This is a genomic window from Phenylobacterium sp. SCN 70-31, from assembly GCF_001724605.1.
Taxonomy (GTDB): Bacteria; Pseudomonadota; Alphaproteobacteria; order Caulobacterales; family Caulobacteraceae; genus Phenylobacterium.
The window spans coordinates 19224-41045 of record NZ_MEEX01000017.1; the positions used below are offsets into that span (position 1 = coordinate 19224).

Annotated in this window: 20 protein-coding genes, 1 pseudogene and 1 riboswitch; of the genes and pseudogenes, 13 read left to right on the top strand and 8 right to left on the bottom strand. The window is 69.4% G+C overall.

The window, feature by feature from the left end; translation table 11 throughout:
* Nucleotides 1-7 precede the first annotated feature (7 nt).
* From ABS78_RS13670 to ABS78_RS13680, 3 genes are all read left to right on the top strand, one after another.
* On the top strand, nt 8-478 hold the full coding sequence (locus ABS78_RS13670) for a GNAT family N-acetyltransferase (protein WP_293380247.1): 471 nt from the start codon (nt 8-10) through the stop codon (nt 476-478).
* Nucleotides 479-862: 384 nt separating this feature from the next.
* The gene (locus ABS78_RS13675; protein ID WP_293380060.1) at nt 863-1555 is read left to right on the top strand and encodes an alternative oxidase; all 693 of its coding nucleotides are present in this window, start codon (nt 863-865) and stop codon (nt 1553-1555) included.
* Nucleotides 1555-1968: a group III truncated hemoglobin gene (locus ABS78_RS13680; RefSeq protein WP_293380063.1), complete on the top strand. Its 414-nt coding sequence runs from the start codon at nt 1555-1557 to the stop codon at nt 1966-1968. Before ABS78_RS13675 ends, ABS78_RS13680 begins: the two co-directional genes overlap by 1 nt.
* Before the next feature lie 298 nt (nt 1969-2266).
* Here ABS78_RS13680 and ABS78_RS13685 read toward each other — a convergent pair whose 3' ends face one another.
* Nucleotides 2267-4024, bottom strand: coding sequence for an ABC transporter ATP-binding protein/permease (locus ABS78_RS13685; protein ID WP_293380250.1), 1758 nt, complete (start codon nt 4022-4024; stop codon nt 2267-2269).
* A gap of 247 nt (nt 4025-4271) precedes the next feature.
* Between ABS78_RS13685 and ABS78_RS13690 the strand changes: the two genes are divergently transcribed.
* Nucleotides 4272-4874: a TIGR00730 family Rossman fold protein gene (locus ABS78_RS13690; protein ID WP_293380066.1), complete on the top strand. Its 603-nt coding sequence runs from the start codon at nt 4272-4274 to the stop codon at nt 4872-4874.
* A gap of 46 nt (nt 4875-4920) precedes the next feature.
* On the opposite strand, the gene ABS78_RS13695 is transcribed toward ABS78_RS13690, so the two are convergent.
* The 5 genes from ABS78_RS13695 to ABS78_RS13715 all read right to left on the bottom strand — a co-directional run bounded on the left by ABS78_RS13695 (nt 4921) and on the right by ABS78_RS13715 (nt 10600).
* The gene (locus ABS78_RS13695; protein WP_293380069.1) at nt 4921-6582 is read right to left on the bottom strand and encodes a sulfatase-like hydrolase/transferase; all 1662 of its coding nucleotides are present in this window, start codon (nt 6580-6582) and stop codon (nt 4921-4923) included.
* Between the two features lie 78 nt (nt 6583-6660).
* Nucleotides 6661-7098, bottom strand: coding sequence for a DUF1330 domain-containing protein (locus tag ABS78_RS13700; RefSeq protein ID WP_293380072.1), 438 nt, complete (start codon nt 7096-7098; stop codon nt 6661-6663).
* Nucleotides 7099-7439: 341 nt separating this feature from the next.
* Entirely contained in the window at nt 7440-9485 is a 2046-nt protein-coding gene (locus tag ABS78_RS13705; RefSeq protein WP_293380075.1) for an NAD(+) synthase, read from the bottom strand.
* Between the two features lie 158 nt (nt 9486-9643).
* Nucleotides 9644-10072: an RNA polymerase-binding protein DksA gene (gene dksA / locus ABS78_RS13710; protein WP_293380078.1), complete on the bottom strand. Its 429-nt coding sequence runs from the start codon at nt 10070-10072 to the stop codon at nt 9644-9646.
* A gap of 93 nt (nt 10073-10165) precedes the next feature.
* Entirely contained in the window at nt 10166-10600 is a 435-nt protein-coding gene (locus ABS78_RS13715; protein ID WP_293380081.1) for a flagellar assembly protein FliX, read from the bottom strand.
* 190 nt (nt 10601-10790) lie between these two features.
* Here ABS78_RS13715 and ABS78_RS13720 point away from each other — a divergent pair, with 190 nt between their 5' ends.
* The 5 genes from ABS78_RS13720 to ABS78_RS13740 all read left to right on the top strand — a co-directional run bounded on the left by ABS78_RS13720 (nt 10791) and on the right by ABS78_RS13740 (nt 13975).
* The gene (locus tag ABS78_RS13720) at nt 10791-11918 is read left to right on the top strand and encodes a flagellar basal body P-ring protein FlgI (protein ID WP_293380084.1); all 1128 of its coding nucleotides are present in this window, start codon (nt 10791-10793) and stop codon (nt 11916-11918) included.
* The gene (locus ABS78_RS13725) at nt 11918-12232 is read left to right on the top strand and encodes a rod-binding protein (protein ID WP_293380087.1); all 315 of its coding nucleotides are present in this window, start codon (nt 11918-11920) and stop codon (nt 12230-12232) included. The genes ABS78_RS13720 and ABS78_RS13725 overlap by 1 nt, the downstream gene beginning before the upstream one ends.
* Entirely contained in the window at nt 12232-12675 is a 444-nt protein-coding gene (locus tag ABS78_RS13730) for a flagellar basal body protein (protein ID WP_293380090.1), read from the top strand. Before ABS78_RS13725 ends, ABS78_RS13730 begins: the two co-directional genes overlap by 1 nt.
* A gap of 91 nt (nt 12676-12766) precedes the next feature.
* Nucleotides 12767-12933, top strand: a riboswitch (FMN riboswitch).
* An 86-nt stretch (nt 12934-13019) separates the two neighbouring features.
* Complete coding sequence (locus ABS78_RS13735; protein ID WP_293380093.1) at nt 13020-13550, top strand: 6,7-dimethyl-8-ribityllumazine synthase; 531 nt, start codon at nt 13020-13022, stop codon at nt 13548-13550.
* Entirely contained in the window at nt 13547-13975 is a 429-nt protein-coding gene (locus ABS78_RS13740) for a PaaI family thioesterase (protein WP_293380096.1), read from the top strand. The genes ABS78_RS13735 and ABS78_RS13740 overlap by 4 nt, the downstream gene beginning before the upstream one ends.
* 21 nt (nt 13976-13996) lie before the next feature.
* On the opposite strand, the pseudogene ABS78_RS13745 reads toward ABS78_RS13740, so the two are convergent.
* Nucleotides 13997-15731: pseudogene (locus ABS78_RS13745) on the bottom strand (ABC-F family ATP-binding cassette domain-containing protein).
* 31 nt (nt 15732-15762) lie between these two features.
* Nucleotides 15763-16731 carry an SDR family NAD(P)-dependent oxidoreductase gene (locus tag ABS78_RS13750; protein WP_293380099.1) on the bottom strand — a complete coding sequence of 323 codons (969 nt, stop codon included), beginning with the start codon at nt 16729-16731 and terminating at the stop codon, nt 15763-15765.
* A 160-nt stretch (nt 16732-16891) separates the two neighbouring features.
* Between ABS78_RS13750 and ABS78_RS13755 the strand changes: the two genes are divergently transcribed.
* The 4 genes from ABS78_RS13755 to ABS78_RS13770 all read left to right on the top strand — a co-directional run bounded on the left by ABS78_RS13755 (nt 16892) and on the right by ABS78_RS13770 (nt 21767).
* Complete coding sequence (locus ABS78_RS13755; protein ID WP_293380102.1) at nt 16892-17794, top strand: AraC family transcriptional regulator; 903 nt, start codon at nt 16892-16894, stop codon at nt 17792-17794.
* An 86-nt stretch (nt 17795-17880) separates the two neighbouring features.
* The gene (locus ABS78_RS13760; RefSeq protein WP_293380105.1) at nt 17881-18204 is read left to right on the top strand and encodes a hypothetical protein; all 324 of its coding nucleotides are present in this window, start codon (nt 17881-17883) and stop codon (nt 18202-18204) included.
* Nucleotides 18205-18390: 186 nt separating this feature from the next.
* Complete coding sequence (uvrA, locus tag ABS78_RS13765; protein WP_293380108.1) at nt 18391-21291, top strand: excinuclease ABC subunit UvrA; 2901 nt, start codon at nt 18391-18393, stop codon at nt 21289-21291.
* Between the two features lie 95 nt (nt 21292-21386).
* Complete coding sequence (locus ABS78_RS13770; RefSeq protein WP_293380111.1) at nt 21387-21767, top strand: DUF3597 family protein; 381 nt, start codon at nt 21387-21389, stop codon at nt 21765-21767.
* Nucleotides 21768-21822: the final 55 nt, after the last annotated feature.

Here is a 21822-nt window from a genome sequence, read left to right on the forward strand (position 1 = left end):
CGCGGTGATGGACGCGGCGATCGCCGAGCTGCAACGCGGGTTTCTCGACCCGGGGCAGATCGCATCCAGCCGCACGATCATGGGCCTGGACCGGCAGCTCATCGCCGACGGCACGTACTTCCTGGTTCAGGACGGCGCGCATATCGCCGGTTGTGGCGGCTGGAGCCGGCGCGCCACGCTCTACGGCGGCGACCACACCCCCGGGCGCGACGCCGCCCTGCTGGACCCGGCCACCGAGCCGGCGCGGGTGCGGGCGATGTACACCCATCCCGACTTCGCCCGTCGGGGCGTGGGTCGCCTGATCCTCTCGCTGTGCGAACAGGCGGCCCGGGCCGAGGGCTTCCGGCGCGTGGAACTCATGGCCACGCTGTCGGGCCGCGCACTCTACAGCCAGTGCGGCTACCAGGACATCGAGGCGATCGAGGACGCCCGCGGCGGCGCCCCGGTGCCGCTGGTCCGGATGGGCAAGGCGCTCTGAGCGATCCCCTCCCGACCCCCGCGTCCTAAGGAGGCCGCGGGCGCGCATCCAGGCCATGAAGTCGGCCGGCCGCTGCATCGGCGTGGCGCCCTCGCGGCCGGGATAGCCGTAGCCGTGTCCGCCCGTCTCATAGAGATGAAGTTCGACGGCGCCTCCCGCCTCGCTCAACTCGGCCTTGACCGCGCCAGCCCGGGGATGCCGGTTCAGGGTCGGCGCCTCGCCCATGAACCGACCCGGGTGAAAGACGCTTCGCACGACGGTGATATGGGCCTCCGTACCGGTACCTAGGGGACGGACCCGGATAGTTGCGCCTCCGTGCTGCGGGCTATCTCCACAGCCGTCGCCGCCATGGGAGCGGCGACGCCGACATCACGAGAAGCCGCCATGTCACCTCCCCCGATCGACCTGACCGTCACCCATCGGCCCCGCGGCCTTTCCGACCGCGTCGCGTTCGGCTTCGTCAAGGCGCTGCGCTTCTGCGCCGACACCTTCTTCGCCAAGCGCTACGGCCACCGCGCCGTGGTGCTGGAGACCGTCGCGGCCGTGCCCGGCATGGTAGGGGCTACGCTCAACCACCTGAAGTGCCTGCGCCGGATGGAGGACGACCGCGGCTGGATCAAGACGCTGATGGACGAGGCCGAGAACGAGCGGATGCACCTGATGACCTTCATCGAGGTGGCCAGGCCGACGGCCTTCGAGCGTTTCGTGGTCGTCGCCGCGCAGTGGGTGTTCTACCTGTTCTTCTTCGGCCTCTACCTGATCTCGCCGCGGACGGCGCACCGGGTGGTGGGCTACTTCGAGGAAGAGGCCGTGATCAGCTACACCCACTACCTCGCCGAGATCGACAAGGGACGTTCGCCGAACGTCGCGGCGCCGCAGATCGCCCTGCGGTACTGGAATCTTCCCGCGGACGCGACCCTGCGCGATGTGGTCGAAGTGGTGCGCGCCGACGAGGCCCACCACCGGGACGTGAACCACGCCTTCGCCGACGAACTGGCCGGCGTGCGGCCGGCGACGAAGATCCCGGCGGTCTGGCCGCACGAGCCGCTGGAGCCCCACTGGCGCGAGGCGGCCTGATGGAGCCGCACCTCCGGATCGGCCCCGGCGTCGCCGCCGGCGTGGACGAGGCGGTGATCCGCACCCAGGTGCATACCTTCTATGGCCGGGTGCGGGTTCATCCCGTGCTCGGCCCCGTCTTCAATTCCGCCATCGACGACTGGGACGAGCATCTGGCCAAGCTGTGCGACTTCTGGTCGTCGGTGCTGCTCATGACCGGCCGGTTCAAAGGCTCGCCCATGGCGGCGCACGCGCGCCGGCCCGACATCCGCGACGAGCATTTCGCCGTCTGGCTGGACCTGTTCGAGGCGACCGCGCGCGAGGTCTGCCCGCCCGCGGCCGCCGACCTGTTCATCGACAAGGCCCGGATGATCGGCCGCAGCCTGCGCCTGGGGCTGGCCGTCCAGCGAGGCGCGCCGCTGCCGCGGGAGTGAGGCGCGCCAGGCCGGCGCGTCGCAGGCGCCGTATATCTTGGCTGCGAACCCGCACAAAACCACGAGCGGGCCCGAACTCCTCCTAGGCCCCTCGCGAGCGGAGGATCCGTCATGGAAAACCACGGAAGACACAGAAGGACACGGACGGTGAAGCTGCGATTTCCGTATCCTTCTGTGTCTTCCGTGGTTCCTTAGATTTGGAAGGCGCCGCTTCGCAGCCTTGCAGAACCAAACGCGGCGATCTCCATCGCGCGTCCATGGCTTTCAAATGCTGCCGTGGCCCATTTTTCAGCTGCGCCTAACCCGCCCGCGTCTGACGCCGCCAGAGGGCGGCGTACTCGGCGCCCTTGGCCAGAAGCTCGTCGTGCGTCCCGCGCTCCACGATCCGGCCGCGGCGCAGCACCAGGATCTGGTCGGCGTCGGCGATTGTGGACAGGCGGTGGGCGATCACCAGCGTGGTGCGGCCCGCCTTCACGCGGCGCAAAGTCTCCTGGATCGCCGCCTCCGTCGGGCCGTCCAGGGCGCTCGTCGCCTCGTCCAGGATCAGCAGCCGCGGGTCGGCCAGCAGGGCGCGGGCGATGCCGACACGCTGGCGCTCGCCGCCCGACAGCTTCAGGCCCCGCTCGCCCACGCGGGTCTCGAGGCCGTTCGGAAGGCCGTCGATGAACGGCCCCAGTTCGGCGGCGTCGGCTGCCGCGCGAACCTCGGCCAGCGTGGCCGACGGCCGGGCGAAGGCGACGTTGGCGTAGAGGGTGTCGTTGAACAGCGCCACGTCCTGGGGGACCAGGGCGACGGCGCGGCGCAGGTCGGCCTGGCGGGTCCGGCGCAGGTCGACGCCGTCCAGGGTGATGCAGCCGTCCTGCGGGTCGATCAGGCGCATGGCCAGCCGCACGGCCGTGGTCTTGCCCGCGCCCGAAGGCCCGACCAGGGCCACGGTCTGGCCGGGCCTGGCCTCGAAGCTCACCCCCAGCAGGCCCGACGACCTGGCGTCGTGGCGGAAGCTGACGTCCTCGAAGGCCAGGGCCGCCCCCTGCCCGCTCGCCGGCGGCAGAGACCGGGCGTCAGGCGCATCCACGATGTCGGGCGCCCGAGCCTTCAGCGCCACCATCTGCTCCATGTCGATGAGGCCCTGGCGGATCTCACGGTACTGGAAGCCCAGCATGCCCAGAGGCGCGTAGAGGCCCGAGAGCAGGAACACCGCCATGGTGATGTCGCCGATGTTCAGCCGGCCGCCCGAGACCTCCATCCCGGCCATGACGGTCATGGCGGCCAGGCCCACGTTCAGGATCAGCGCCTGGGCGCCGTTGAGCAGGTTGAGGGACGCGTTCGCCCGGGCGCTGGCGTCGACGTAGCGGCCCATGGCCTTCCCATAGGCGTCGACGAGGCGGTCCTCGGCGCCGAAAGCCTTGAGCGTCTCGTAGTTCATGAGCGCGTCGGACGAGAGGCCGGCCGCACGCGTCTCGGCCTCGTTCAGCTCCCGGCGGTGCGACAGGCGCCAGTCGGTGATGCGGAAGGTCAGCACGGCATAGACCACCAAGGTGGCGAAAGCCGTCAGGGCGAAGCGCCAGTCCAGCCGCACGGCCATGACGACCATCGCCAGGATCAGCTCCAGGAAGGTCGGCCCCAGGCTGAAGATCACGCTGCGGATCAGGAAGTCGGTGGACCGCGCGCCCCGATCGATCACCCGCGCCAGGGCACCCGACTGCTTGGTCTGGTGGAAGTCGAGCGACAGCGACAGGGCGTGGCCGAAGCTCTCCACCGCCGCGCGGGCCATGGTGGACTGCGAGACCCGGGTGAAGATGGCGTCGCGGGCGTAGGGCGCGCAGGCCGCCACCAGCCGCAGGATCGCGAAGCCGACCGCCAGGCCGATGAAGCCGGCGCCCACGACGACGGCTCCCTGCGCGACGGGCGTCAGGGTGTTGATCGCCTCGCCCAGGAGAACCGGGGCCAGGACTCCGCACAGCTTGCCCACGAAGACCAGCGCCAGGGCCGTCGCGATCCGCAGGCGAAGCTGTGGCGCGCCCGAACGCAGGACCAGCGCCACGAGGTCGCCCATCGCCCGCCAGAAAGCGAACCGGGCGTCGGCGGGCTCGACCGCGCCGGGGCCCGAAAAATGGGGGTGGGTCGTGTGGGCGTGAACCAAGGCGTCAACTCTCCCGGCCGACCGGGCGGCGCCGCGCAGGGCGATGGTGGGGCGCACAATTCACGGTTTACTTGTCACTCCATAACCCCGAGCCTAGCGACCTGGGACCCGGCGCTTCGCGAGCGCGTTGGGCCCGTGTGTTTCCACTGGAGTATGCGCGATGCGGCGTCAGAGCCAGCGCCTCGAATCGGCCTGCGTGTTCTGCGGCTCCTCCGACGCGGCGGACCCGGAGTTTCTGGCGGCGGCGGCGACCGTCGGCAAGGCGCTGGCGGACTCGCGTATCCGGCTTGTCTACGGCGGTGGCGGAGTCGGGCTGATGGGCGCGACGGCGAAGGCGGCGCACGAGGCGGGCGGCGACGTCCTGGGAATCATTCCGACCTTCCTGGTGGGCGTGGAACGCGCCCTGGAGACGGTGGAGCACATCATCGTCGACAACATGCACGAGCGGAAGATGTTGATGTTCCAGCGCTCGGACAGCTTCGTGGTCCTTCCGGGCGGGATCGGCACGCTCGAGGAGGTGGTGGAGCTGCTGTCCTGGCGGCGGCTCGACCTGCACGCCAAACCGGTGGTGTTCTACAATCCGCGCGGCTTCTGGGACCCGCTGTTCGCCCTCTTCAAGCACACGGTGGACGAGCGGCTGACCCCGCCCGATTTCATGGAAGCCTGGGTCTCGGTGACCGAAGCGGACCAGGTGGTGCCGGCGCTTCTGGGGCAGGCTCGCGAGCCCTTCCCCTCCGAGGCTGCGGTCGGGCGACGCGGATGAGGGGCGGCCGTTTCGCGCCTTAGCCGCCCCCGACCGCCGACGGGGGTCACCCGCCCCAGTAGATGTACTCGCCGTCCGGCGTCTGGGGCTCGGCCAGGGTCTGATCGAGCATGACCGGCGACAGGCCGAGCTGGGGCCAGAGCGGCTTGACCTGGGTGGCGTTGTGCCCGGCCAGCAGACGCTTTAGTTCGGCCACCTTGTCGGGCATGTTTTCGGCCAGGTTGACCCGTTCGGTGGGGTCGTTGGCGAGGTCGAAAAGCCAGTCCTTATCCGGACGGTCGGTGACCTGAAGCTTCCAGTCGCCTGCACGAACGACCTGATAGTCGCCGCTGCGCCAGAAGAGGACCTCGTGCGGCCGGCCCCGGGCCTTGCCCGTCACGTAGGGAACCAGGTCCACGCCGTCGATCACCCGGTCCTTGGGCAGGCCGACCTTCGCCGCCGCGACGGCCGTCGCGAAGATGTCGAAGTGCGAGACCGGCGCGCGATAGATGGTCCCGGCCGGGATGGCCGCCGGCCAACGCATGAGGTAGGGCGTCCGGACGCCGCCTTCGAAATAGGTCAGCTTCCATCCACGGAAAGGCCGGTTGAGTTCGGGCAGTCCGACGTAGCCGGCCCCGCCGTTGTCGCTGACGAACACCACGAGCGTGTTGTCCCGAAGGCCATCCTCCTCGAGCTGCTGCAGGACCCGGCCCACACCCCGGTCCAGCGCTCGGATCATGGCGGCGTAGACCCGCATCCGATGATCCTTGATGTGCGAGAGCGCGTCGTAGTCCGCCTTGGTCGCCTGTAGCGGCGTATGCGGAGCGTTGTAGGCCAGATAGGCGAAGAAGGGCCGGTTGCGGTTGGCGTGGATCGCCTTCACAGCTTCATCGGTCAGGTAGTCGGTGAGATAGGCCTTGGGCTGGAAGCCCGGACCGCCGTCTTTCTGGGCGTAGAACGGCATCGACTGCCAGAGGAACCGGTCGATCGGATCGAAATCCTGCTTGGAGTTGACGACGCGCGGGTCGTCCTTCGGCAGGTACATCGAGCCGCTGGTCAGCAGGCTTTCCTTGAAGCCGCGCTTCGTCGCCGCGAATTCGGGGGACTCCCCCAGATGCCACTTGCCGAAGTGAAGGGTGTGATAGCCGGCGCGCTGCAGCAGATCGGCAAGGGTGATCTCGCTCTGGGGCAGTCCCATCTTGGCGAACGGGATCATGTCCTTCTCCCGCTCGGGGAAGGAGATGCCGTTGTGAATGCCGTAGTTGAACGTCCGCATGTTCTTGGTGAGCGCAGCCGGGGCGGGCGTGAACTCGAAGCCGAACCGGGTCGGATAGCGTCCGGTGAGAAGGGCCGCACGGGACGGCGCGCAGGTCCCATGACCGGCATAGCCCTGTGCGAAGTTGACGCCTTCCCGGGCGATGGAATCGATATTGGGCGTGGGCGCCGCGCCGCCGGCGATCCCCCCGCCATTCACCGACAGGTCGTTGTACCCGAGGTCGTCCGCGACGATCAGCACGATGTTGGGCGGACGGCGCGTCCCGGACGGACGATCCGGGCCCTGCTGCCACGTGATCTCCACCGGCGGCCCCACCTCGGCGGGTCCGAAGGCTTTCGGGGCGGCCGGCGTCTGCGCCCGGGCGTCTGCGAAGATCGATGTGCTGGCCGCGAACGCCAGGACGGTGGCGACGGCCGCCGACGCCGCCAGGCGAAATTTGGTGTGTAGGATCATCTGCGAGCCTTCTTCGTATAAGCTGGGCGGACCTGCCGCCGTGGGTCGCCGCGCGGCGCGCGCTCTCACTCCTGCCCGCTAGGGAGCTTCGGCGACGACCTCGTTGCGAACATGCGGCCGGGTGCGGATATTCAGCTGGCCGGCGAGGCCGGCGTGGCGATGGTGGGAGATGGCCTGCATGCCCGGGCATCGCATCATCTCGCTCATCGCGGCGAGAGACGGGTACTCTGCGAGCGCGATCATGTCCCAGAGCTCCCCCACCTCACCGAGCAGGATCCCGGTCACGGCGCCAGCGTAGAGCGAACGACCGCCATACGAGGCCAGGAGCTTGCGCACCTCCACCGTGTAGCGCGCATACGCCTCGGCGCCCGTGATGTGAGCGTCCGATCCGTCGGGGTACTCGGCGAAGGGCTTGAACTTCAGAAGGTTGACCATGACGAAGCGACCGTCCTCCGGCCCGCTGAAGAACGCCTTCGCCTGTTCGCCGCCCGGCTGCACTGCGTTGGTCACCAGCATCACGACACCTCATCGGATTGGAGGTCCCGCCGGCCTTCCGGTGCGGAAATCGGAACCATAATTCCTATTTGTAAGCTGGAATCGCCGAAAGCATCAAGACGCTCCATCCGGATCGCCGGATCGAACCCTCGCCAGGAGCGCGCCATTTCAGAACACGGGCAGAGGCCGGGGACGCGACACGCGGACACTGCTGTCGCGGGTCACTGCGGGCGGCGTCAGCGCAGATCCGCGTCGCATGAGGGCGCGCTGCCGCCCAGCTTCGCCGTCACCCAGCCGGACGGCGCGGCCGGCGTTCCTCGCTGCGACCTTCGGCTTGGGAGCCAGATGGTCGGCTCACCGACCTAAGGAACGTTCGCCTCCAGTTCCTCCAGCCAGACCCGGGCCGTCCCGTCGCTGGGCGCCCGCCAGTCGCCGCGCGGGGAAAGCGCGCCCCCCGAGATGACTTTGGGACCGTTGGGCATGGCCGAGCGCTTGAACTGGCTGATCTCGAAGAAGCGGAACAGGAAGACCCCCAACCATTTCTTGATGGTGGCCAGGTCGTAGGCGTTGCGCGCCTCGGGCGGGAAGTTCTCCGGCCACAGCCCGTCCTGCACGTCGCGCCACGCATGCCAGGCCAGGAACGCCACCTTCGACGGCCGCAGGCCGTAGCGGGTGATGTGGAACAGGTTGAAGTCCTGGAGTTCGTACGGTCCCACCTTGGCCTGGGTGCTCTGGATCGCGCCCGTCGCGTCGGCCGGCACCAGTTCGGGCGAGATCTCCGTGTCCAGGATCGATAGCAGGGTGGCGGCCGGCCCGTCCGGGAACTGCCCGGTCTTCACGACCCAGCGGATGAGGTGCTGGATCAGCGTCTTCGCCACGCCCGAATTGACGTTGTAGTGGCTCATCTGGTCGCCGACGCCGTAGGTGCACCAGCCCAGGGCCAGTTCCGAGAGGTCGCCGGTGCCCAGGACGAAGCCGTTCCTCTGGTTGGCCAGCCGGAACAGGTAGTCGGTGCGCAGCCCTGCCTGCACGTTCTCGAAGGTGATGTCGTAGACCGGCTGGCCGTCGGCGAAGGGATGGCCGATCTCCTCCAGCATCAGGCGCGCCGTGGGGCGGATGTCGATCTCGGCGCCGGTGACGCCCAGGCCGTTCATGAGCGCCCAGGCGTTGGATTTCGTCCCCTCGCTGGTGGCGAAGCCCGGCAGGGTGAAGGCCAGGATGTTCTCGCGCGGCAGGCCCACGGCGTCGAACGCCTTGGCCGCCACGATGAGCGCATGGGTCGAATCCAGGCCGCCCGAGACGCCGATGACGATGTGCCGGCTCTTCGTGGCCTCAATCCGCTTGGCCAGCCCGTGGACCTGGATGTTGAAGGCCTCGTAGCAGTCCTTGTCCAGGCGCGCCGGATCGTCCGGCACGAAGGGGAAGCGGTCCAGCGGACGGATCAGGCCCACGTCGGCGAAATGCGGCTGATGGGCGAAGCGCACGCGGCGGAAGCGCTGCTCGGGATGGCCGGCGGCTGCGGCGGCGTCGTTGAAGGTGGGCGTGCGCATCCGCTCCAGGCGCAGGCGCTCGACGTCGATGTCGGCGGTCGCCATCTGCGACGCGGCGGGGAAGCGGTCGGTCTGGGCGAGGCGACGGCCCAGTTCGTGGATCGAGGCCTGGCCGTCCCAGGCGAGGTCGGTCGTGCTCTCCCCCGGCCCCGCCGCGGAATACAGGTAGGCCGACTGGCACCGCATCGACTGGCTGCCGCAGAGGATCTCGCGGTCGTCGGCCTTGCCGACCACGATGTTCGAGGCCGACAGGTTGCAGAGGATCAGCGCGCCGGCCAGCGCGCCCTGGGTGGAGGGCGGCGCAGGCGCCCAGAAGTCCTCGCAGATCTCGAGGTGGAACACGAAGTCGGCCAGATCCTGAGCCTCGAAGATCAGGTCGGTCCCGAACGCGACCTCCTGACCGGCCAGCACGACGGTCAGCCCCGTGACGCCCGCGCCAGGCGCAAACCAGCGTTTCTCGTAATATTCCCGATAGTTGGGCAGGAAACTTTTCGGAACGACACCGAGAATCCGCCCCCGCGAGATGGCGATCGCACAATTGTAGAGCCGCCCCGCCCGCGCCACCGGCGCCCCCACGACCAGCACCGGCTTCAGGCTTTCCGTCGCCGCCGCCAGGGCGGCGATCTCGGCCTCCACGCGCTTCAGCAGGGCGTCCTGCAGGAACAGATCATCCACCGCATAGGCCGAGATCCCCAGTTCGGGGAACAGCATCAGGTCGCAGCCTTCGGCGTCGCCCTGCCGCGCCATGCGCAACGTCTCGGCGGCGTTGAAGGCCGGATCGCCCGGCAGCACGGCGGGCGTACAGACGGCGGCGCGGACGAAGCCGTGCGTGTGGATCGCGTGGAACGGCCTCGTCACCGATCGCCCCTGTCCGGAGTAATGCTCAATTTGAGCATATATATATCACCGCATCACGGCCCGCAAAGCCGATCCCGAAGGCCTCGGATGTGCGAACGCCGGACGCGCCGGAGATTCACGCCGCCTGAAACGGACGGGAGCGGCCCAGGACGACAGGCTCAATCGTCGCGGTGGACGCGCTCGCGGCGCTCGTGGCGCTCCTGGGCTTCGAGGCTCAGGGTGGCGATGGGCCGCGCCTCGAGCCGGGCCAGACCGATCGGCTCGCCCGTCTCCTCGCAGAAGCCGTAGCTGTTGTCCTCGATGCGGCGCAGGGCCTCATCGATCTTGGAGATCAGCTTCCGCTGCCGGTCCCGTGTGCGCAGTTCAAGAGCGCGGTCAGTCTCCGAGGACGCCCGATCAGCAAGATCGGGATGGTTCTCGGTTTCCTTCTGGAGATGAGAGAGCGTTTCGCGAGATTCGCGAAGGATGTCCTCTTTCCATGCCAGGAGCTTCTGCTTGAAATATTCAAGCTGCCGCTCGTTCATGAACTCCTCGTCCTCGGAGGGACGATAGTCGGATTTGTCAGCCAGGACCGTGGCTGTCTTCATGAAAACCTCACGCCCCTTGGGGACCTTGAGACACGCGGCGGCTGTATAGCAAAACGACCGGCGGTTTCAACGCCGCCGAAAAGCACGGTTTCGTCAGGCCGCGCCAGCGGCCGACTCCAGCTTTGCAAGCTCCACCGCCGCGCGGGTCTCGATCTCGTCCAGAACCGCTTCCAGCCTGGGATCGTCGGTGGCGGCCCTCTGTTCGCGAGCCGCGCGGGCCAGGCGTTCCACCTGGGCCTTCGAGAGCTCTCCGCCCAGCAGGGCGACCTTGAGACCGTCCAGTTCGTCCAGGAGGCGGCCGGCCCGGTTGACCGACCGACGCCGACGCTCGACCGCGCTCTCCACGTCCTGCAACGCCAGCAGCGCCTCGACGCCCATCACGCCCGCAGGCCCGGCGACCGAAGAGGGCTGAACCGGAGCCGCAGGCGCGGCCGCGCCGGAGACGCTGAAACCCTGGCCGCCGGCCGCGCCGCGCGCGGGCCGGGCGACCGACGCGGGCGCGGGCCCGCTGGCGCCGTTGACCTTCATGGATGCGCTGTCCGGGCATTCCAAACCATGCGCCACCTTTTACCGGCTAAACTTGCAGCATGGTTAACAGGCGGCGGAATCTGCCTAGTCGATCTTGCCTCCCGCCGCATCGGGGCGCTGTTTTTAAAGCATTTTTCTCTTGGCATGGTTCTGGCCCTACTCTCCCGAACCCATACGCCCGAAGGTTGCCATGCGTCCGGCCCGCTTCCCGCTTCTCCGCCTCGTCTCCGCCCTGGTCCTCGCCGCCGGCGTCGCCGCGAGCGGCCCGGCCTGCGCGAAATCGCGGATCAAGGACATCGTCGAATTCGAAGGCGTCCGCGAGAACCAGCTCGTCGGGTACGGCATCGTGGTGGGCCTGAACGGCACCGGCGACGCCCTGCGGAACGCGCCGTTCACACGCCAGAGCCTGGAGGCCATGCTGGAGCGGCTGGGGGTCAATGTCCGCGACGCCAACCTCAACACCAAGAACGTGGCGGCGGTGATGGTGACGGCGAAGCTGCCGCCCTTCGCCGCGCCGGGCTCGCAGATCGACGCCACCGTCTCGGCGATGGGCGACGCCAAGAGTCTTCTGGGCGGCACGCTGCTGGTGACGCCGTTGCTGGGCGCCGACGGCCAGGCTTACGCCGTCGGACAGGGAACCATCCAGACAGGTTCGGTGAGCGCCGGGGGCGCCTCGGGTTCGGCGGTGCTGAAGGGCGTGCCCACGGCGGGTCGCATCGCCGGCGGGGCCACGGTGGAGCGCGAGGTGGGCTTCCAGCTCGCCAACATGGGCCAGATGCGCCTGACGCTGCGCAATCCCGACTTCACCACCGCCCGTCGCATCGCCGACGCGGTGAACACGCTGCACCCGGGGACGGCCGTGGCGGAAAACCCCACCATCATCGCCCTGCGCCCGCCCGCGGGCCGCGACATGGTCAGTTTCATGGCGCAGATCGAGAACCTCACCGTCGAACCGGACAACGGCGCCAAGGTGGTGATCGACGAAGTCGCCGGCGTGATCGTGATGGGCGAGGCGGTGCGCGTCTCCACCGTCGCCATCCAGCAGGGAAACCTGACCATCACCGTGCGCGAACAGCCGGCGGTCAGCCAGCCCGGAGCCTTCGCCCCGCGCGGAGCCGAGACCGTGGTCATCCCTCAGTCCGACGTCTCGGTGGACGAAGAGAAGGGCAAGCAGTTCCTGACGGTCCGTTCGGGCGCCTCGCTCTCGACCCTGGTGGCCGGCCTGAACGCCCTGGGCGTCACGCCCCGCGACATGATCTCGATCCTCCAGACCATCCGGGCGGCCGGCGCGCTTCAGGCCGAAATCGAGGTGATGTGATGACGTCTCCGCTCTCCCCGGCCCTCCTGTCCCCCACCCTGCTGTCGCCGACCTCGACCGCCACCGCCCAGGACATGGCCCGCAGCAAGGCCAGGGACGCCGCGCAGAAGTTCGAGACCCAGTTCCTGTCGGTCATGTTCCAGCAGATGTTCGCCGGTCTGGAGACGGATGGCCCCTTCGGCGGCGGCGCAGGCGAGGAGATGTTCCGCTCGCTGATGACCGACGCCATGGCGCAGCACACGGTGAAGGCCGGCGGCGTCGGCATCGCCGACACGATCCAGCGCGAGCTTCTCAAACTTCAGGAGTCGAACTGATGGCCATCGCCGCCACCGACGCGACCGACCGTGTCGACCAGCTCATCATCCTGACCGAACGGCTGACCGAGATCATCGCCGCCCAGGCCCAGGCCTTCGAATCGCGCCGACCCCAGGACGCGGCGAAGATGCAGGAAGAAGCCTCGCGGCTGGCCAACCTGTACCGGCACGAGAGCGCCCGCGTGCGCGCCGACCCGCGCCTGGTGGAAGGCGCGCCGGCCAAGGACCGCCAGCGGCTGATCCAGGCGACCGAGGCGTTCGACGCGGTGCTGGCCCGCCAGGGCCGCGCCATCGAAGCCGCCCGCACCGTGACCGAGGGGCTGGTGAAGTGCATCGCCGAGGAAGTCGCGGCCCAGCGCAGCCAGGCCAGCGTCTACGGCGCCACCGGAACCCAGAACGCCGCGCCGCTGGCGACGGCGATCACCCTGAATCGGCGGGCCTGACGCGGCGTTCGATCGGGCGACCACCTTCAAACACTTGTTTGACGGCGTGCAGGCGGCTTATACTCGGTCCGCCGTCGGATGGACCGGCGGCCTACGTTCTCAGGGCGGGGTGAAACTCCCCACCGGCGGTAATGCCCTCCCCTCGCGAGAGAGAGGGACGAGCCCGCGGGCGCCCTCCCGAGCTTCGGCGACGGAGGGGACGAGCAGAGCCGGTGCGATCCCGGAGCCGACGGTCATAGTCCGGTTATGAGAACGGTCATGTCGCGCATGAGGGACACTGTCCGTCGCGCGCCCGTGGCCTGCCCCTGAGTCGTGGTCCTTTGAACCCGGTCAGGGAGAAGACCATGACCCAAACTGCGACCTCCAAGCTTGAGACCCCCAAGCTCGAGACCCTCGAATTCCCCACCGCCAACGGCGCCTTCCGCGCCGGCCGCATCGCCTTCGTGCATGCGCTCTGGCACGCCGACATCGTCCGCGAGGCCTACCACGGCTTCGTGGAGGAGCTGGAGGCCCTGGGGCTGCCGGCCTCGGCCGTCGAGAAGTTCGAGACGCCAGGCTCGTTCGAGATCCCCCTGCATGCCCAGACCCTGGCGCGGACCGGCCGCTACGCCGCCATCGTGGCCGCGGGCTTCGTGGTGGACGGCGGCATCTACCGGCACGACTTCGTCGCCCAGACGGTGATCCAGGGACTGATGCAGGTGCAGCTCGCCACCGAGACGCCGGTGTTCTCGGTGGTTCTGACGCCGCATCATTTTCACGAGCACGAGGAGCACCAGACGTTCTTCCGCACCCACTTCCGGGTGAAGGGCGCCGAGGCGGCGCGGGCCTGCAAGGGCACGCTGGAGAGTCTGGCCAAGTTGGCCGGCGCCGCATGAGCGACGCCGCCAACGTCCCCGCGGGTTTCGAGCGCCACGACCGGCGCAGTCCCGTGACCGAGCCCTGGGAGCCACTGTGGCGGCGGCTCCAGGACGACGTGATGGTGCTGGGCGTCAGGGCCGCGCAGGCGCACTGCAACAGCCGCGGCTTCGTCCACGGCGGCGTCATCTCGGCGCTCTCGGACATCGCCATGGGAATGAACGGCTCCCGGCGCCTCGGTGGAGTGTCGATGCTGGTCACCGTGAATCTGTCCGTGGACTTCCTCCACAGCGCCCAGATCGGGCAGTGGCTGGAGTTCGAGACCGTGTTCGTGAAGACAGGCGGGACGCTGTGCTTCACCCAGGCCTTCATGAACGCCGACGGCCACCCCTGTGCGCGGGCCAACGCCGTCTTCCGCGTCGGGCGCAAGGCCGTCGCGGCCTGACCTGAGGGAGATCGCCCGGCTTCACGCCAGGGCGATCTCCCGCTCCACGCCGATGGCGGCCAGGAAGTCCCGGTCGTGGCTGACGACCAGGAGCGCGCCGTCGTAGCCGCGCAACGCCGCCTCGACCGCGCCGATGGAGTCCAGGTCCAGGTGGTTTGTCGGCTCGTCCAGGATCAGGAGCTGGGGCGGCGTCGCACCCGTCAGCACGCAGGCGAGCGCCGCGCGCAGGCGCTCGCCGCCGCTCAGCGCGGCGACGGGCTTCTCGGCGGCCGTGTTCCGGAACAGGAAGCGGGCCAGCGCGGGCGGCGTTTTCCCCCAATGTGGGATTCAACCGGCGGAACGCCGCGACCAGACTGACGTCGTCGCCCAGTAGCGCCGTCTGCTGATCCAGGAACGCGGTGCGCACGCCACGGCGGACCTGCCCGGCGGTGGGCTCGAGGTCACCCGCAGCCAGTCGCAGCGCCGTGGTCTTGCCGGCGCCGTTCGGCCCCACGATCGCCACCCGCTCGGGCCCGTCCAGGCGGAAGGTCAGGCCCGAAGGCCGGGGCGCGGCGCCGGGCCAGGCGAAGCCGGCCGCCTCGAACCTCAGGAGAGACCGCCCCGCGGGCAGCCCCGACGGCGGCAGCTCGAAGGCCAGCGTGCGCCCGCGTTCGACACGGGCCTCGGCCGCAGCGAGGCTTTCCGACGCGGCGGCCATCAGCTTCTCCGCCAGGCGACGTTCGCGGCCGCCGCTGGCCTCCGCGCGCTCGGCGCGGGCGTCGAGCAGCAGCTTGGGCGCATCGTTCTTGGCGCGGGCGCGTCGCCCGGCCGCGTCGCGCCGCGCCTTTCGCTCCGCCGCCTGCTGGACCTCGCGCGCCACCCGGGCGGCGGCCTTGCCGGCCTCGGCCACCTCCCGGGCGGCGGCAGCCTCCATCTCGGCCTTGCGTGCGGCGTAGGGGTCGTAGCCGCCGCCGTAGACCTGGGCGCCCAGGGGAGACAGCTCCACGATCCGGTCCAGGCCGCGCAGCAGGGCGCGGTCGTGGCTGACGACGATCGCCCCACCCTTCCACCTCGCAAGCGCCTGGGCGACGAGGCCGCGCGCCTCAGCGTCGAGATTGTTGGTGGGCTCGTCCAGCACCAGCAGGTCGGGTTGGGCGGCCATCAGGCCGGCCAGGGCCGCGCGCGTCACCTGACCGCCGCTCAGCGTGGCGGCGGGGCGGTCGAGGGCGAGGCCGGGCAGCCCCACGTCGGCGAGGGCCGCGTCGAGACGGGCCTCGAGGCTCCAGTCGGCCTGAGCGAGATCGGCTTCGGTTCCCTCCCCGGCCTCGATCCGGCGCAGGCGCGCGAGGTCGGCTTCGATCCCGAGCAGGGCGGCCACGGTCGCGCCGGGCGGCGGCCGGAGCGCCTGGCGCAACACGCCCAGCCGCCCGCGCACGCTCACCGCGCCGGCGGCAGGCGACAGTTCGCCCAGGATCAGGCGCAGCAGCGTGGACTTTCCCACGCCGTTCCGCCCGACGAGGCCGGTGCGCTCCCGCCCGAAGGCCAGGGTCAGGTTGTCGAAGAGAACACGGCCGTCAGGCGTGGCGTAGCTGAGACCGTCGAGCGTGACGAAGGCGGAGACAGGAGCGGACATGGGAGCAGGACATCGCGGCGTGGACGTTCGGGGTGGTCGGATTGTCCAGCGCGCGCCGCATCGGCCTGCTCCTCGTTCGCGGGCGGTATCTAGGAGCATCGGCGCCCGCCCGCAAGCGGACGCCGACGACGCCTCACGCCCCATGTCTCAGGCCCCATGTCTCAGGCCCCATGTCTCAGGCCTCGGGGAAGGTCTCGCCGACCATCGCCTCGCTCAACGCCCAGAGCGCCCGTGCGCGATCGGGGTCCAGCGCATAGGGGCGCACGCCGCCCCGGAGTCCCTCGCCCTCCACGATCCCGGCGACGTGGCAGTCCTCGCAATAGCGGCCCCCGACCTCGTCCGCGGGCGCCACGACCCCGGCCCAGACGCTGGTGGCCGCCCCCTGCGGGATCGTCTTCCAGGAAAACGCCTCCCCGCCGGCGTTCCGCATGTTGGCCACCAGGGCGTCCATCGTCTCCTGGGTCATGTGACGACCGAGTTCGGTCTGGATGCCGCCGGGATGCACCGCCGTAGCCCGCACGCCGCGGTGGCGGTGACGCCGGTCGAACTCCACCGCGAAGTGGATGTTCGCCGTCTTCGACCGCCCGTAGGCCACGAACTCGGCATACGGCGTGCGATCGAAGTTCGGGTCCTCCAGATCCACGTCCGAGAAGCGGTGCCCTGCGGACGACAGGTTCACCAGGCGCGCGCCCGGCCCCATCAGCCCGGCGATGCGGTTCACCAAAACGAAGTGGCCCAGGTGGTTGGTCCCGAACTGGGTCTCGAACCCGTCGGACGTCTTGCCGAACGGCGTCGCCATCACGCCGGCGTTGGCGATCACCAGATCGAAGGTCTCGCCGCGGGCGACCAGGGCGTCGGCGCAGGCGCGGACGCTGGCCAGCGACGCGAGGTCCAGTTCCACCAGATCCAGTCGCCCGCCATTGGCCGCGCCGGAGCGTACGATTTCCGTGGCCTTGCGGGCCTTGTCCAGGTCGCGCGCGGCGCCGACCACGTGCGCGCCGCGGGCCGCCAGCACGCGGGCGGTTTCCACGCCCAGGCCCGCCGAGACGCCGGTCACGAGAATTCTCCGACCGGAGAGATCGACGCCGTCCAGGACGTCGTCGGTTGTGGACTGGGCGCCGATGGCCTGGGTTGCGCTGGTCATGGTTGGTCGTCCTTCCGGAGTTTCGCTTGACCTTCATCTGGGGCCGCCCGGGAGGCGCCGTGCGCCTGTTCGTCGCGAAGTCTTGCCCGATCCTCTCAACCCGGCCAGTGGCGGGCGAGCGCCCCTTGCCGCCGCGCTGCCGCGATCCGATCATCTCCCCATGCAGGATATTCTGTCCGAGATGGGCGATATCGCCGCGCGGCACACGTTCGGCGCCCGCAGCCAGACGCCGGCGCCGCGCGTGTCGCTGTTCCAGAGCTTCGCCCGCACGACGCTTCAGCCGGTGCTGTACGAGCCGATGCTGTGCGTGGTGATCCAGGGCGCCAAGGCGGTGACCATCGGCGACCGTCGTCTCCGCTACGATCCGGCCAGCTACGCCATCGGCTCGGTGGAGATGCCCGTCACCAGCGGCGTGATCGAGGCCAGCGCCCAGCGGCCATACCGGGCGGTGTCGCTCGGGCTGGACCGGGGAATCCTGGCCGGGCTGCTGCCCCAGGTGGACGGCGGCGCGATGGAGCCCACCCCCTTCGGCTTCGACGTCTGTCCGATGACGCCGGACCTCGCCGACGCCTGGCTGCGGCTTCTTCGGTTGCTGGACCGGCCGTCCGACATCCCCGTGCTGGCCCCCATGCTGGAGCGCGAGATCCTGTATCGCCTGCTCCAGGGCCCGCAGGCGCGCATGCTGCGCCAGATCGCGGCCGCCGACAGCCGCCTGTCGCAGGTGCGCCGGGCCATCGCCTGGATCCGGGAGCACTACAGCAAGCCCTTGCGGGTGGAGCATCTCGCCGGACGGGCGGGCATGAGCGTGGCCACCTTCCACCGGCACTTCAAGGCCGCGACGGCGATGAGCCCGCTCCAGTTCCAGAAGACGCTCCGCCTTCAACACGCGCGAAGCCTGCTGATCGCCGAACCCGACGCGGCCCGCGCAGGCTACGCGGTGGGCTACGAGAGCGCGTCGCAGTTCAGTCGCGAGTATGCGCGGCTGTTCGGCTCGCCGCCGGCGCGGGACGCCCAGCGCCTGCGCCGCGACGCGGCCATGCTGGAGGGCGTGATCGCCCCGTGAAGACAGGAGACTGACGTTCTCGTGAGTCTGGAAACCAAAGGGTTCTGAAGGGGTTATGACGGTCGGTTCCATAAGGGAGATCGACCTTGTCCCACCGTCTTCCGGTTCTTCTGGCCGCCGCGGCCCTGGCCGCAGCTCCGCTGGCCGCCCACGCCCAGCCCGCCGCGCCGGCGACGGCGGCGTCCGGCGCTTCGAAGATGGCGGCGAGGGCTGAGGCGAAGCCGGCGCAGCGCACGCCGAAGCTGCGGGCCGTCCCCCGCATTCTTCCGGCGCCCTCGGTCTCGGAACGACTGGCGGCCCCGTCCCGCGACGAGCTTCCCGACGTGGGCGTACGCGCCAGGGCCGAGTGGTTCGACGACCAGGGCCTGCGCGTCGACGGCACGAAGATCGCCTATCGGCAAAGGTTCTGATCCGCCCTCGCCACGGCTGCGCCACAGATCCGATCTGCTGACAGCGTGGTGTCAGCAGGCCCTTCGCGCCCGCGAGACGCCGGCTTTGTTCCCACTCCGTTCCCGTGTTATCCGTGAGTCGCCTCACCTACATTGGGCGGTCCCGCGGGCGGTGGCCCGGCGGGCCGTCCCAGCTTACGGACTCCCATGGCCGACCCGCACAATCTCATCCGTGTCCGCGGCGCGCGCGAACACAATCTGAAGGACGTCAACGTCGACATCCCGCGGGGCGAGCTGGTGGTGATCACCGGCCTCTCGGGTTCGGGCAAGAGTTCGCTCGCCTTCGACACCATCTACGCCGAGGGGCAGCGTCGTTACGTCGAGAGCCTGTCGGCCTACGCTCGCCAGTTCCTGGAGCTGATGAGCAAGCCCGACGTGGACCTGATCGAGGGCCTGTCTCCGGCCATCTCCATCGAGCAGAAGACCACCAGCCGCAACCCGCGCTCCACCGTGGGGACCGTCACCGAGATCCACGACTACATGCGCCTGCTCTGGGCGCGCGTGGGCGTGCCCTATTCGCCGGCCACGGGCCTGCCCATCGAGAGCCAGACCGTCAGCCAGATGGTCGACAAGCTGACCGCCCTGCCCGAAGGGACCCGCATCTACCTGCTCGCGCCCGTCGTCCGGGGCCGCAAGGGCGAGTACCGCAAGGAATTCGCCGAGTGGCAGAAGGCGGGCTTCCAGCGCGTGAAGGTGAACGGCGAATTCTTCCCCATCGAGGACGCGCCGACTCTCGACAAGAAGTTCAAGCACGACATCGACATCGTGGTGGACCGGCTGGTGACCAAGCCGGGCCTGGAGGGCCGCTACGCCGACAGCCTGGAGACGGCGCTGCGGCTGGCCGAAGGGATCGCGGTGGCCGAATGGGCCGACAGGGCCGAGGGCGAGGCGGAACCGAAGCGCCTGATCTTCTCCGAGAAGTTCGCCTGTCCGGTCTCAGGCTTCACGATCAGCGAGATCGAGCCGCGCCTGTTCTCGTTCAACAACCCGTACGGCGCATGCCCGGTCTGCGACGGCCTGGGCGCCAAGCTGGCCTTCGACGCCGACATGATCGTGCCCGACAAGGACAAGAGCCTGCACAAGGGCGCCGTCGCGCCGTGGGCCAAAGGGCCCTCCCCGCTCTACACCCAGACGCTGCAGGCGCTGTCCCGGCATTACGGCTTCTCGATGGACGAGCCGTGGCGCAAGCTTCCGGAGCCGGCGAAGAACGTCGTGCTGTACGGCTCGGGCTCGGAGAAGATCCGGTTCGTCTACGACGACAACGCCCGCAAGTACGAGGTCAACAAGACCTTCGAGGGCGTGCTGCCCAACCTTGAGCGCCGCTGGCGCGAAACCGACAGTTCCTGGGTGCGCGAGGAGCTGGGCCGCTACCAGTCCGAGACTCCGTGCCTGGCCTGCGAGGGCTATCGCCTGAAGCCCGAGGCTCTGGCGGTGAAGATCGCCGGCCGGCACATCGGCGAGACCTCGCGCCTGTCGATCCGCCACGCCCAGGAGTGGTTCGAGGGGCTGGAGAGCCAGCTCACCGACAAGCAGATGGAGATCGCCCGGCGGATCCTGAAGGAGATCAACGACCGGCTCCGGTTCCTCGTCAATGTCGGCCTCGACTATCTCAACATGTCCCGAAGCTCGGGCACGCTGTCGGGCGGCGAGAGCCAGCGCATCCGTCTGGCCAGCCAGATCGGCTCGGGCCTGACCGGCGTGCTCTATGTGCTGGACGAGCCCAGCATCGGCCTGCACCAGCGCGACAACACCCGCCTGCTCACCTCGCTCAAGGGTCTGCGCGACCTGGGCAATTCGGTGCTGGTGGTGGAGCACGACGAGGAGGCGATCCTCACCGCCGACCATGTGATCGACATGGGTCCTGCGGCGGGCGTCCATGGCGGCCGTGTGATCGCCTCGGGCAAGCCGGCCGACATCATGTCCAACCCGGAGAGCGTCACGGGCCTCTACCTGTCGGGCGCGCGCGAGATCGCCGTGCCCGAGGACCGCCGCCCGATCTCGAAGAAGAAGGTGCTGCGCGTCGTCGGCGCGACGGGAAACAACCTCAAGAACGTCACCGCCGAAATCCCGGTCGGGACCTTCACCTGCATCACCGGGGTCTCGGGCGGCGGCAAGTCGACCTTCACCATCGAGACCCTCTACAAGGCCGCCGCGCGCCGGCTGCACAACGCCGCGGACGCGCCCGCGCCGCACGAGCGGATCGAGGGCTTGGAGCACTTCGACAAGGTCATCGACATCGACCAGTCGCCCATCGGCCGCACGCCGCGCTCGAACCCGGCGACCTACACCGGCGCCTTCCAGCCGATCCGCGACTGGTTCGCCGGCCTGCCGGAATCCAAAGCCCGCGGCTACGGCCCCGGCCGGTTCAGCTTCAACGTCAAGGGCGGGCGGTGCGAGGCCTGCCAGGGCGACGGCCTGATCAAGATCGAGATGCACTTCCTGCCGGACGTCTACGTCACCTGCGACGTCTGCCACGGCCGCCGCTACAACCGCGAGACGCTGGAGGTGATGTTCAAGGGCAGGAACATCGCCGACGTCCTGGACATGACTGTCGAAGAGGCGGCCGAGTTCTTCAAGGCCGTGCCCCCGATCCGCGAGAAGATGGAGACCCTGAAGCGCGTGGGCCTGGGCTATGTGAAGGTCGGCCAGCAGGCGACCACACTCTCGGGGGGCGAGGCCCAGCGCGTGAAGCTCAGCAAGGAGCTGTCGCGGCGGGCCACCGGCAAGACGCTCTACATCCTCGACGAGCCGACCACGGGCCTGCACTTCGAGGACGTCAAGAAGCTGCTCGAGGTGCTGCACGAACTGGCCGACCAGGGCAATACGGTCGTGGTCATCGAACACAACCTGGACGTCGTGAAGACGGCCGACTGGCTGGTGGACTTCGGCCCCGAAGGCGGCGACGGCGGCGGCGAGATCGTGGCCCAGGGCTCGCCCGAGGCCGTGGCGGACAATCCGCGGAGCTGGACGGGCCGCTACCTCCGGGAACTCCTGGAACGGCATCGGGCGCGGAAGGCCCCGCCGGCCCGGCAGATGGCGAGCGCCTAGGACCAGCTTCCTCCGGCGAAATGGGACAAGGCGGAAGCAACCTCTGCCTTGGATGAACCGTTATGGCGTCTGACAGCACTCCCGGAGGCGAGACCATGGGCATCTTCAGCTCGATGATGGACAAGATCTTCAACCGCAAGAAGCCGGCGGCCCCGGCGGCCGCCCCAGCTTCAGCGCCCGCCGCCACGGCCGCTCCAGCGGCGGCCCCGCCTGCCGAGCCCGTGGACGTCGAGGCCGTCCTCGTGGAACTCGCCGCCTCCAAGGGCGGCGGCGGCAACTGGCGCACCTCGATCGTCGACCTGCTGAAGCTCCTCGACCTCGATTCCAGTCTTGCGGCGCGCAAGGAACTGGCCGCGGATCTGGCGGTCGACGCCGGGCCGCACGGCAGCGCCGAACAGAACATCGCCCTGATCAAGGCGGTCTGGGTGGCCCTGGAAAAGAACGGCGGCAAGGTTCCGGCGTCGCTCCGCGACTGAGCGCGGCAGGCGGTTGGACGGCGGCCTGGCCGTACCGACCGCCCCTGTTGCTCCC